General features: G+C 70.8%; 10 protein-coding genes. 5 read left to right on the forward strand and 5 right to left on the reverse strand.

The features are described from left to right. Positions 1–76 precede the first annotated feature (76 nt). The 3 genes from RT051_RS05995 to RT051_RS06005 are packed head-to-tail and all read right to left on the reverse strand — an operon-like array spanning position 77 to position 3,800. The gene (locus tag RT051_RS05995) at positions 77–1,249 is read right to left on the reverse strand and encodes an L-lactate dehydrogenase (protein WP_313073619.1); all 1,173 of its coding nucleotides are present in this window, start codon (positions 1,247–1,249) and stop codon (positions 77–79) included. Next, positions 1,239–2,129 carry a bile acid:sodium symporter family protein gene (locus RT051_RS06000; RefSeq protein ID WP_313073620.1) on the reverse strand — a complete coding sequence of 297 codons (891 nt, stop codon included), beginning with the start codon at positions 2,127–2,129 and terminating at the stop codon, positions 1,239–1,241. Before RT051_RS06000 ends, RT051_RS05995 begins: the two co-directional genes overlap by 11 nt. A gap of 51 nt (positions 2,130–2,180) precedes the next feature. Next, positions 2,181–3,800 (reverse strand): FAD-binding protein, encoded by a 1,620-nt coding sequence (locus RT051_RS06005; RefSeq protein WP_313073622.1) that lies wholly within the window; start codon positions 3,798–3,800, stop codon positions 2,181–2,183. 116 nt (positions 3,801–3,916) lie between these two features. On the opposite strand from RT051_RS06005, the gene RT051_RS06010 reads away from it, so the two are divergent. Next, a complete protein-coding gene (locus RT051_RS06010) occupies positions 3,917–4,984 on the forward strand; it encodes an AraC family transcriptional regulator (RefSeq protein ID WP_313073623.1) in 1,068 nt (355 codons plus the stop codon). On the opposite strand, the gene RT051_RS14685 is transcribed toward RT051_RS06010, so the two are convergent. Both RT051_RS14685 and RT051_RS06025 read right to left on the reverse strand, forming a co-directional pair. Beyond that, positions 4,925–5,572, reverse strand: a complete 648-nt coding sequence (locus tag RT051_RS14685; RefSeq protein ID WP_409520554.1) for a response regulator transcription factor — start codon at positions 5,570–5,572, stop codon at positions 4,925–4,927. The genes RT051_RS06010 and RT051_RS14685 overlap by 60 nt on opposite strands. Further along, positions 5,569–7,680 (reverse strand): PAS domain S-box protein, encoded by a 2,112-nt coding sequence (locus RT051_RS06025; RefSeq protein WP_313073624.1) that lies wholly within the window; start codon positions 7,678–7,680, stop codon positions 5,569–5,571. The genes RT051_RS14685 and RT051_RS06025 overlap by 4 nt, the downstream gene beginning before the upstream one ends. Between RT051_RS06025 and RT051_RS06030 the strand changes: the two genes are divergently transcribed. From RT051_RS06030 to RT051_RS06045, 4 genes are all read left to right on the forward strand, one after another. Then, positions 7,679–8,704 carry a DctP family TRAP transporter solute-binding subunit gene (locus RT051_RS06030; RefSeq protein WP_313073627.1) on the forward strand — a complete coding sequence of 342 codons (1,026 nt, stop codon included), beginning with the start codon at positions 7,679–7,681 and terminating at the stop codon, positions 8,702–8,704. The two genes, RT051_RS06025 and RT051_RS06030, sit on opposite strands and share 2 nt — an antisense overlap. A 101-nt stretch (positions 8,705–8,805) precedes the next feature. Then, positions 8,806–9,810 carry a TRAP transporter substrate-binding protein gene (locus tag RT051_RS06035; protein ID WP_313073629.1) on the forward strand — a complete coding sequence of 335 codons (1,005 nt, stop codon included), beginning with the start codon at positions 8,806–8,808 and terminating at the stop codon, positions 9,808–9,810. Between the two features lie 141 nt (positions 9,811–9,951). Continuing rightward, positions 9,952–10,653 carry a TRAP transporter small permease gene (locus tag RT051_RS06040; protein ID WP_313073648.1) on the forward strand — a complete coding sequence of 234 codons (702 nt, stop codon included), beginning with the start codon at positions 9,952–9,954 and terminating at the stop codon, positions 10,651–10,653. Continuing rightward, positions 10,650–10,839, forward strand: a 190-nt coding sequence (locus RT051_RS06045) for a TRAP transporter large permease subunit (RefSeq protein WP_313073632.1), incomplete at its 3' end; no start/stop codon positions are given. The genes RT051_RS06040 and RT051_RS06045, both read left to right, overlap by 4 nt.

Here is a 10,839-nt window from a genome sequence, read left to right on the forward strand (position 1 = left end):
CAAGGGTTAGGTTTTCTTCTGAAAGCATAGCTGTCAGTGCTTGATACATAAGGGTTCGAGTCGGATTTGACTGTTTTCAGGCAGGCCCGGGCTCCAGTTGCGCTGCGCCGATGTCTGCCACGCGTGTGGTGCCCGTCAGCATCATGGCCAGCGTGAACTCGCGCTGCCAGGTGGCCAGCAGCTCGCGCAGCCCCGCCTCGCCGCCGCCGGCCAGCGCCCAGATCCAGGCGCGCCCGATCAGCACGCCGCGCGCGCCCAGGGCTAGGGCCTTGAAGACGTCGGTGCCGCTCCTCACGCCGCCATCGAGCAGCACTTCGGTTTGCCCGCCCACGGCGGCGGCAATCGCCGGCAGCGCGGCGATGGTCGAGGGCACGCCGTCGAGCTGGCGCCCGCCGTGGTTGGACACGACGATGCCGTCGGCACCCGCGTCCACCGCCGCGCGCGCGTCCTGCGCGTCCAGGATGCCCTTGAGCAGCAGCCGCCCGCGCCAGTGCTGGCGCAGCCAGGCGATGTCGCTCCAGGTCACCGTGGGGTCGAACTGCGCGTCCACCCAGGCCTTGAAGGCGTTCAGGTCGCGCCCGCCGGGCACCTGCTCGGTCAGGCAGCCGAAAGTGAGGGGCTTGCCGCGCAGCGCCACGTCCCAGACCCAGCCGGGGCGTGCCAGCACCTGGGTTGCGCGCAGTGCTGCAGCGCGCGCGCCGCTGTGTGCCAGGCCGTTGCGCACGTCGCGCAGGCGCTGGCCGGTGGCGGGCAGGTCCACGGTGAAGACCAGCGTGCGGCAGCCCAGCTGCCAGGCCTTGTCCAGCAGGGCGCGCACGGCTGAGCGGTCGCGCAGCATGTAGAGCTGGAACCACGGCGGCGGGCTGCCTGCCGGCGCGGCGGCGCAGACCTCATCCAGCGCACAGATGCCCACGGTGGACAGGGTGAAGGGCGCGCCCGCGCTGCTGGCCGCGCGCACGGCCTGCGCCTCGCCGCGGCGCGCCATCATGCCGGCCAGGCCGATGGGGCCCAGAGCCAGTGGCATAGCGCAGTCCTGCCCGGCCAGCTGCGCGCGCGTGTCCACGGCGCCGACATCGACCAGCACGCGCTGGCGCAGGCGGATGGCGGCGAAGTCACGCACGCTGGCTGCGAGTGTCTGCTCGGCGCCAGCGCCGCCGTCGAGGTAGTCGAAGAGAAAGCGCGGCAGCCGCCGGCGCGCCCGCGCCCGCCAGTCGCCCGCCGTGGCCGGGTAGCTCAGGTCAGGCAGCATGGACGGCCTCCGGCGCGCTTGCGCGGCCCAGGCGCCGCATGAGGAGGGCAAACAGCAGGCCGCCGGCATACATCAGCACGCCATAGACGGCGCCGGGAATGGCCATGGCATCCTCCTTGAGCACGCTGCTGGCGATCACCAGCGCCAGCGCCGCGTTCTGCACGGCCGTCTCGATGCCCAGCGTGACCGCTTGGCGGTATGGCAGGCGCGCAGCCCAGGCCATGGCAAAGCCCAGCGCCAGCATGGAGAGGTTGAGCACCAGGGCAAAGGGGGTGAGCGTGGCGAAGTTCTCCACCAGCAGCGCCCAGTTCTTGACCACGGCCAGCACCACGATGAGCACGAACAGCACCGTGGCGATGCGCGTGGCGCGCGGCTCGAAGCGCTGCGCCCAGGCCGGGCGCACGCCACGCGCCCACATGCCCAGGCCCACCGGCAGGCCCAGCACCAGCGCGACCTGGCCCATCATCAGGCCCACCGGCACGTCCACCGCGCGCGAGGCGCCGAGAAAATGCGCCAGCGACCAGGTCACGACCAGCGGCAGCGTGAAGATGGTCAGAACGCTGGCCACGGCGGTGAAGCTCAGCGCCAGCGCCACATCGCCGCGCGCCAGATACGTCAGCAGGTTGGAGGTGCTGCCCGTCGGGCAGGCCGCCAGGATCATGAAGCCCACGGCGAACACCCCCTGTATGCCCGTCAGCCTGAGCAGGAAGTAGCAGGCCAGCGGCAGCAGCACGAAGTGGCAGACCATGCCCACCAGCAGCGCGCGCGGCTGCGCTAGGATGCGGCGGAAGTCCGCTGGCGTCAGCCCCAGGCCGAGCGAGAACATGATGAAAGCCAGGATGAGCGGCAAGAGCACGCCCGAAACAATGTCGCCCTGCATGGTGTCGTCTCCTTTTTTGTCGTGATCGCCTGTGCCCGGCGCCGCTCGCCGTCAGCCGCCCGCGGCGATGCTGGCCGCTGCCGCCTGCGCCGTCAGGATGCAGCCGGGCAGGAAGGTGCCCTCCAGCGAGCGCCGACCCGAGGCCCCGCCGCCGCCAAAGCCTGCCGCCTCGCCCACGGCGTACAGGCCGGCGATGGGGCTGCCGGAGCCGTCCAGCACCCGGCTTTGCAAGTCGGTGGCCAGGCCGCCCAGGCTCTTGCGCGTGATCAGCTGCATGTGGATGGCGATGAAGGGGCCGGCACCCGGCTTTTGCAGCGGCGCCGGCGCGCAGGTGCGCAGCTTGTCTGAGGGCCACTGGCGGGCGTGCAGGATGCGGCGGATCTGGTCGTCGTTGTGCAGTTTCAGCGTGCCGCCGGCGGCGAAGTTGGCATCGAACGCATCGGCCGTGGCCTGCAGCGTCTCGGGCCGCACGTGCTCCGCGCCGGTGAGCGCGTTCATCTTCGCCGCCAGGCCCGCCAGCGTGTCATCGACCAGGAAGTGCGGGCTCTCCTGCTGCATCTGGCGTACCAGGCGGTGGTTGCCCAGCAGGGTTTCCTTGAGAAACAGCGGGAACTGCCGATCGCGGATGCGCTGGTTGTGCTCGGCGCCGGAGATGGCGAATTCCTTGGCCGCGATGCGCCAGTTCAAAAGGTGCCAGGTCCAGGGCTGCTCCTGCTCGGCCACGCGCTGGCACAGCCAGTGGGTGTCAAAACCGGTGACCAGGGGCTCGGGCCCGATGCGCTCGCCCCGGTGGTCCAGCCACAGGGCCGATTTGCACGGGATGGCCGACAGGCCGTGGCCTTCGAAGTGCGGCTGCGGGTGGGCAAAGCCGGCCGCGTAGTTCCACATCTCGCCGGCGTTGCGCACGCTGGCCCCCAGCCCCGCCGCTGCCTCGTGCAGCGCGCCGTCGGCAAAGGGGTGGGCGCCGTTGAGCATGGCGGCCGGCCGGGGGCGGTCCACCGGCCAGTGCGCGCGCGTGCGTTCGTGGCTGCCGTTGATGCCGCCCATGGCCAGCACCACCACGTCGGCCTGCAGACGCACCTCGGCGCCACGGGTCTCATCGACGGCCACGGCGCCCTGCAGGCGACCCGCGCCGTGGTCGAGCTGCGTGACCCGATGGCGGTGCAGCAGCGTGAGCCGGCCGCTGCCGGCGTCGGCCTCCTGCAGCAGGGCGATCATGCGCCGGGTCAGCTCGCGCGAGGTGCCCCAGACGATGTGGTAACGCGGCAGGCTGTTGCCGTCGCCGAAGCGCCCGCGCTCGACCCAATTGACCGCCGGCATGAACTTGATGCCGTGGCGCACCAGCCAGTCGTGCACGCCGGCACGCGAATGCTCGACGTAGTGGCGTGCCCAGGCCAGCGCCTGCCGGTCGCCCTCTCGCAGTTCGCCGAAGCGGATCCAGTCGGCCAGCGCGCGCTCGGGCGTGTCGGGGATCTTCATCTTCGCCTGCAGCGGCGTGCCCACCAGCGCCATGCCGCCGAAGGCCCACAGGGCCAGGCCGCCGAAGCGCTCGGGCGTGTCGCGATCGACGACCGTGACGCGCCGGCCGGCGCGCAGGCATTGCAGCGCGGTCACGATGCCGGCCAGCCCCCCGCCGACGACCAGCACGTCCGTTTGTTTCGTTGCTGTCATGGGTTGTTGTCTCCTTGTGCCGGCGGCCGGGCTCTGCGGGCCCGAAAGTGGCGCGGCACCGGCTGGAGACTAGCCGCCTATGATGCGCGCAGGCTTGACTTTGGAGGACAAGCGCGTTGACTTTGCAGGCCACGGTCTCCCTGGGCTGGGTAAACACGGTGCTCGCCGCCGCCGAGCGCCAGGGCGTGTCGCGCGCGGCCCTGCTCGCGCAGGCTGGGCTGCCCCCCGGGGCGCTGGCGCAGGAGCGCTGGCCCATGGACCACATCACCCGGCTGTGGCGCGCGGCGGCGGCTGCTACCGGCAACCCGGGCTTCGGCCTGCAGGTGGGCCTGCAGGCCGGGCCGCAGAGCTTTGGCTCGGTGGACGGGCTACTGCAGTCCTCGGCCACGCTGCGCCAGGCGATCGCCGCCGTGCAGCGCTACCAGCGGCTGATCAGCGACGGCGGGCGCTTCCAGCTCATCGCCGGACAGGGCGCCGGCTGGCTGGTCTATCACCCGCGCCAGGGCCTGCTGGCCTTCAGCCCGCACCAGATCGAGGCCGTGCTGGCGGCGGTGGTCACCTTCGCCGGCTGGGTGCTGGGCGCGCCCGTGCAGGCGCTGTCGGTGCAGTTCAGCCAGCCGCGCCTGGGGCCGCTGGCCGGCTACCGCGCGACGTTCGGCTGCCCGGTGGCGTTCGAGCAGGCCTTCAGCGGCGTGCTGCTGGACAACGCCGTGCTGGATGCGCCCCTGCCGCGGGCCGATGCGCTCAGCCAGCGCCTGCACGGCCGGCACGCCGCTGCCCGCCTGGCGGCCCTGAGCGCCGGCGGCGCCCTGGTGCGGGAGCTGCGCGCCTGGCTGGAGGCCGCGCTGCAGGCCGGCCACCTGCCCACGCGGGCCCAGGCGGCCCAGGCGCTGCTGGTCAGCGAGCGCACGCTGGCGCGGCGCATGCGGGATGAGGACCTGAGTTTTTCCGGGCTGCTCGACGAGGTGCGCCGCGCCAGCGCCCTGCAGGCCGTGGCCGAGGGCCGCGGCACCCTGGCCGAGATCAGCCAGTCGCTGGGCTACGCCGAGCCCAGCGTGTTCTGGCGCGCGTTCCGGCGCTGGACGGGGTGCACGCCGGCGCAGTGGCGCAAAGGGACAGGGCTCTCAGCGCCGGTCGGCGCCATGTCCCAGGCGCCCGAGCTTGTGCGCCAGCTCGATGGCTGACTCCACCCCCATCTTCTCGAAGATGTTGGCCCGGTGGAACTCCACGGTGCGCGCGGTGATGCCCAGGTGCTCGGCTATGTTCTTGTTGTAGTGCCCGCGGATCAGCTCGTCGAGCACCTCGCGCTCGCGCGGGCTGAGCGAGGCCAGCGCCTGGCGCAGGCGCTGCTCCTCGCGCTCGGCGTCGGTCTGCGCCAGGGCGGCCTGCATGGCGTGCTCCACGCGGTCCACCAGCATGTTGTCCTGAAAGGGTTTTTCCAGAAAGTCCCAGGCCCCGCGCTTGACCGCCTCGACGGCCGTGCCCACGTCGCCGTGGCCGGTCAGGAACAGCACCGGCCAGGGGCAGCCCAGCTCCTTGAGGCGCTCGAAGGTGACCGGGCCCGACAGCGGCTGCATGCGCACGTCCAGCAGCACCACGGCCAGGCCCCAGTCGCCGCGGCGCTGGCGCGCGGCGGTCAGCAGTTCCTCGCCCCCGGCCCAGGTGCGCGCCTGCCAGCCGCGTGAATCGAACAGCCAGGCCAGGCCGTCGCGCACGTCGGCGTCGTCGTCCACTATGTGGATGTCCACGTCGCGCAGGGTCTTGTCGGTCATGGCTCGCAGGTGGGGAGGGGGTCGCCGGCCAGCGGCAGCTCGGCCGTGAACAGCGCGCCGCCCAGGAGCGGGTCGCGCGCCACGAGGATACGCCCGTGGTGGGCTTCGGCGATGGAGCGGCAGATGGCCAGGCCCATGCCCATGCCGCCATCCTTGGTGCTGTAGAAGGCGTCGAAGATGCGCGCCTGCGCGCTCTCGGGCACGCCCGGGCCGCTGTCGGCCACCGACAGGCAGACGTGGCCGAACGCCTGGGCGCGCACCTCCAGGCGCACCTGCACCTGCGGCGGCGCGCTGCCGTGGCGTGCCCAGTCCAGCGCGTTGCTGCACAGGTTGTGCACCAGGTGCTCCAGCAGCAGGGCGTCGCCCAGCACCTGGACGGCCTCGCCGGGCACCTGCAGATCGAGGGCGGCGCCGTGGCCGTGCGCCTCCTGCGCCGAGCGCGCAGCGCGGCGCACCAGGGGCGCCAGGTCCAGGCGCTTGAGGTTGAGCTCGCGCTTGCGGGCAAAGGCGTTGACGCGCTGCGTCACCCCGCCGGCGCGCTCGGCCAGGCCTGCCATGCGCTGCGCCACGGCCTTGAGTTCGGACGGCGCGATGCTGCCGCGCTCAAGGCGGTTGAGCAGGCCGTTGGCAAAGCTCGACAGCGCTCCCAGCGGCTGGTTGAGCTCGTGCGCGAGCGTGGAGGCCACCTCGCCCACGGCCACCAGGCGCGCCGAGGCCTCGAGCTTTTCCTGCTGCAGCGCGGCGAGCTGCTGGGCACGCTTTCGCTCGCTGATGTCCAGTACCGAACTCATCCAGCCGCGCTGCGTGCCGTCGGCGGTGGTCAGGGGCGCCTCGTGGATCAGCACGTCCACCAGGTGCCCGTCCTTGTGGCGGAACTGCGCCTCGATGCCCCCGGGCTGCGTGCCGCCGCGGATCACGCTGGCATGCAGCTCGGCCAGGCGTTCGGCCTGCTCGGGCGGCCAGTAGGGCAGGGGGGCACGCCTGCCGCGCAGCTCCTCGCTGGTATAGCCCAGCATGGCGCAAAACGCCTGGTTCACGTACAGGATGTGGCCCTGCATGTCCCAGGCGCGCATGCCGATGGTGACCGAGCGCTCCATGGCGGTGCGCAGCGCCACCTCGGCCTGCAGGCGCTGCTGCACCCGCTGGCGCTTGCCGAAATCGCGCCGCAGCGCGGCCAGCGACGCGAGCATGCCCAGCAGGAACAGCAGCGCCACCAGAAAGAAGATGCGCGGCGCGGGCGATGTCTGCGGCCCCTGGGGCACCACCTCCAGCAGCAGGTCCGTGCCGGGCAGGTTCATGACCGTGCGGTAGGGCTGGGGCGCTTGCGGCGCGGCAGTGATCGGCGGCTCGCCATCGACCACCAGGCGCACGGCCTGCTTCTGCAGGAACCAGGGCGGGAGCATGGCGTCGACCGCCTGGCGCACTGCCAGCTGCACCACGTAGATGCCCGCCAGGCGGGCGCCGTCGAAATACGGCATGGCCAGCCAGACCCGGTCGGTGCTGCCGCCGTCAGCCTCGCGCATGGGACCGGCGTAGCTGGCCCGGCGCAGGCCGCGCACGATGTCCTCCAGGGTCTGCAGCGCCTGGCGGTTGGACTCGCTGCGCAGCTGGTCCTCCTGCCAGGCGGCAATGTCGCCGGCGCTGGCTCCCTGCTGCTCGGCCAGCCAGGCGTGCGCGACCACCACGCCCGGTGCGCGCCACAGCAGCCCGGCCGGCAGCCCCTCCGGGGCGGCCCGCTCGCGCGCGCGCCACGAGCCGGGGCCGTCGAGCGCGGCCTGGCGCGCCAGCTGGGCCACGTCGTCCTCCAGGCGGCGAAAGTGGAATTGCACGCTCTGCTCGAGCCACTGGGCATCGGCGCCGCGGCGCCGCTCCTCCTCCTCGCTCTCGAAGCGGTCGAGATACCACACCAGCGCCAGCACGGCCGCGACGATCAGCACTGCCAGGCCCATCATCCACAGCACCGTCCAGCGGCTGCGGTCGGGCAGGCTGCGCTTGCTGGCATGCAGCAGCGCGAAATCGTCCGGGGGCGGGGAGGCGGTCATGGGCACGGCGGTGGGCGGCGGTGCGCGCTCGCTGGGCGAGGGGGCGCTGGCCATAATACCGAGCATGCGCGCCCCCGCCTTCAGCCGCCGCCGCGCCGTGCAGGCCCTGGGCCTGGCGGGGCTGGCCGGCACGCGCGTGCCTGCGGCGCCTGCCGCGCGGGTGACCATCCGCCTGTCGCACGTGGTGGCGCGGCGCACGCCCAAGGGCCTGGCGCTGGAGCATTTCGCCGAGCGCGTGCGCTCGCTCAGCCAGGGCGAGATCCAGGTCGCCATCTACCCGAACTCGCTGCTCTACGGCGACGAGGACGAGATGCAGGCCCTGCAGCTGGGCGCGGTGGACATGCTGGCGCCGTCGCTGTCGAAGTTCGGGCCCATCGGCTTTCCCGAGTTCGAGCTGTTCGACCTGCCCTTTCTGTTCGACGCCGGCGAACAGGTGCAGCACACCAAGCAGGGGGCCGTGGGCCAGGAGCTGCTGGCGCTGCTGGCGCGCCAGCGGCTGGTGGGCCTGGGCTACCTGGACAATGGCTTCAAGCACATGAGCGCCAACCGGGCGCTGCGGGCGCCCGAGGACTTCGTGGGCCTGCGCGTGCGCATCCAGTCCTCGCGCGTGATCGCCCACCAGATGCGCGCCCTGGGCGCGCGCCCCGTGGTCCTGCCCTTCGGCGAGACGCATCGGGCGCTGGCCGCGCGCGTGGTGGACGGTACCGAGAACCCCGTCTCCAACTTCTGGACGCAGCGCATGCACGAGGCGCAGTCCGACCTGAGCCTGACGTCCCACGGCTACCTGGGCTATTGCCTGGTGGTGCACCAGCGCTTCTGGGAGCACCTGGCTGCTGCCGACCGCGCGCTGATCGAGCAGGCGCTGGCCGAAGCGCTGGCCTGGGGCAACGCCATCGCCCAGCGCGAGAACGACCAGGCACTGGCGGCGCTGCGCGCCAGCGGCGCCACGCGCATCCACGAGCTGGACGCCGTGCAGCGCCAGCGCCTGCGCCACGCCACGCGCGGCGTGCACGAGGCCCTGGCCGCGCGCATCGGTGCGGAGTGGATACGGCGCATGCGTGGTGCGGCAGCAGGAACGCGACAGGGTTAACCCTTACGGGTTGGCCCTAGCTGTGGAAGGCCACAGTTACAACGCCGTAACACCTTCATTACATTGCGCGGCGTTGTGATCCCATGCATAGGAGACTTGTCATGCAATTTCCGGTGAAGAAGATTCTGGCCTGCGCACTGCTGGCCGCAGGCGCCGTCGCTGCCCACGCGCAGACGGTGATCAAGTTCAGCCACGTGGTGGCCCAGGACACGCCCAAGGGCAAGGCCGCCGAGTTCTTCGCCAAGAAGGCCGAGGAGCTGACCAAGGGCAAGGTCAAGGTCGAGGTGTACGCCAACAGCGCCCTCTACAAGGACAAGGAAGAGATGGAGGCGCTGCAGCTGGGCTCGGTGCAGATGCTGGCCCCGTCGCTGGCCAAGTTCGGCCCGCTGGGCGTCAAGGAGTTCGAGGTCTTCGACCTGCCCTTCATCTTCGACAACCGCGACGACCTGCACAAGGTCACCACCGGCGCGGTGGGCGCCAACCTGATGAAGAAGCTGCAGTCGCGCGGCATCACCGGCCTGGCCTTCTGGGACAACGGCTTCAAGGTCTTCTCGGCCAACAAGCCGCTCAAGACCGTGGCCGACTACAAGGGTCTGAAGTACCGCATCCAGTCCTCCAAGGTGCTGGAGGAAGAGATCCGCGCCCTGGGCGGCATCCCGCAGGTGATCGCCTTCGGCGAGACCTACCAGGCGCTGCAGACCGGCGTGGTGGACGCGACCGAGAACCCGCCGTCCAACTTCTACACGCAGAAGATGCACGAGGTGCAAAAGCACCTGACCATGACCAACCACGGCTACCTGGGCTATGCGGTCATCGTCAACAAGAAGTTCTGGGACGGCCTGCCCGCCGACGTGCGCGGCCAGCTGGAAGACGCCATGCGCCAGGCCACGGCCTACGCCAACCAGATCGCCCAGGACGAGAACGATCAGTCCATGGAAGCCGTGAAGAAGAGCGGCAAGACCACCATCTACACGCCCACCGCCGAAGAGCGCGCGGCTCTGAAGAAGGCGCTGATCCCGGTGCACGACAAGATGTCCGGCCGCATCGGCAAGGAAATCATCCAGGACGTGTACAAGGCCACCGGCTTCGACCCGAAGAAGCTCTGAGCCTCGTTGTTGAGCTGAGCTAAAGAAAGACCGCCGGGGCGCTAGCGCAGCGCCTCCGGCCCAGGGAGGGCGCCCGCATGGGCGCCCTCGCCGTGCAATCCGCACCGCGCACCGACCTTCTCTGCGGAGAACCATCCCATGATGAAAATCCTCGATCACCTAGAAGAGTGGCTGATCACCTTCCTGATGGGCGCTGCCACGCTCATCGTCTTCGTCGCGGTGCTGCACCGCTACACCGCGGGCTATGCCATCCCCGGCCTGCAGGACTGGCTGCTGTCCATCAACATGACCTGGGCGCAGGAGCTGACCATCATCATGTTCGTGTGGATGGCCAAGTTCGGCGCCGCCTACGGCGTGCGCACCGGCATCCACGTGGGCGTGGACGTGTTCATCAACCGCATGGGCCGAGACACGCGCGGCAAGTTCATCATCTTCGGCATGGCCGCCGGCGCGCTGTTCACCGGCATCGTGGCCGGCATGGGCGCGACCTTCGTCTGGGACAACGGCGCGCACTACGCCATCTTCAAGGCCATCGGCATGAACGTCGAGGAGCTGATCGAGGGGCCGACCACGCCGGACCTGGAATGGCCGACCTGGATCGTCTATAGCGCCATCCCCCTGGGCAGCAGCCTGATGTGCTTCCGCTTCCTGCAGGTGCTGGTCGGCTTCGTCCGCACCGGCGAGCTGCCGCACCACGACCACGGCCACGTCGACGGGCTGGAGGAGACGCCGGCCGAGGAAGCGGCGCAGAACACCGAGTTCTACAACCTGCAGGACAACCTGCACCCCGACGAGGACCGCCCCGGCAACGCCGACCGCAAGAACACGGGTGACCGCACATGAACGCCGCCATCATCTTCATCATCCTGGCGACGCTGATGCTCACCGGCATGCCGGTGTCCATCTCGCTGGGCCTCACCGTCCTAACCTTCCTGTTCGGCTTCACCGACGTGCCGCTGGAGTCGGTGGCGCTGAAGCTGTTCACCGGCATCGAGAAGTTCGAGATCATGGCGATCCCGTTCTTCATCC

This window comes from Melaminivora sp., from assembly GCF_032059615.1.
Lineage (GTDB): Bacteria > Pseudomonadota > Gammaproteobacteria > Burkholderiales > Burkholderiaceae_C > Melaminivora.

Excerpts from the sequence above, each read along its gene's own strand:
- RT051_RS06035 (WP_313073629.1), top strand. The coding sequence starts at position 8,806 with ATGCAATTTCCGGTGAAGAAGATTCTGGCCTGCGCACTGCTGGCCGCA.
- RT051_RS06025 (WP_313073624.1), bottom strand. The coding sequence starts at position 7,680 with ATGCTCGGTATTATGGCCAGCGCCCCCTCGCCCAGCGAGCGCGCACCG.
- RT051_RS05995 (WP_313073619.1), bottom strand. The coding sequence starts at position 1,249 with ATGCTGCCTGACCTGAGCTACCCGGCCACGGCGGGCGACTGGCGGGCG.
- RT051_RS06030 (WP_313073627.1), top strand. The coding sequence starts at position 7,679 with ATGCGCGCCCCCGCCTTCAGCCGCCGCCGCGCCGTGCAGGCCCTGGGC.
- RT051_RS06040 (WP_313073648.1), top strand. The coding sequence starts at position 9,952 with ATGAAAATCCTCGATCACCTAGAAGAGTGGCTGATCACCTTCCTGATG.
- RT051_RS14685 (WP_409520554.1), bottom strand. The coding sequence starts at position 5,572 with ATGACCGACAAGACCCTGCGCGACGTGGACATCCACATAGTGGACGAC.
- RT051_RS06000 (WP_313073620.1), bottom strand. The coding sequence starts at position 2,129 with ATGCAGGGCGACATTGTTTCGGGCGTGCTCTTGCCGCTCATCCTGGCT.
- RT051_RS06005 (WP_313073622.1), bottom strand. The coding sequence starts at position 3,800 with ATGACAGCAACGAAACAAACGGACGTGCTGGTCGTCGGCGGGGGGCTG.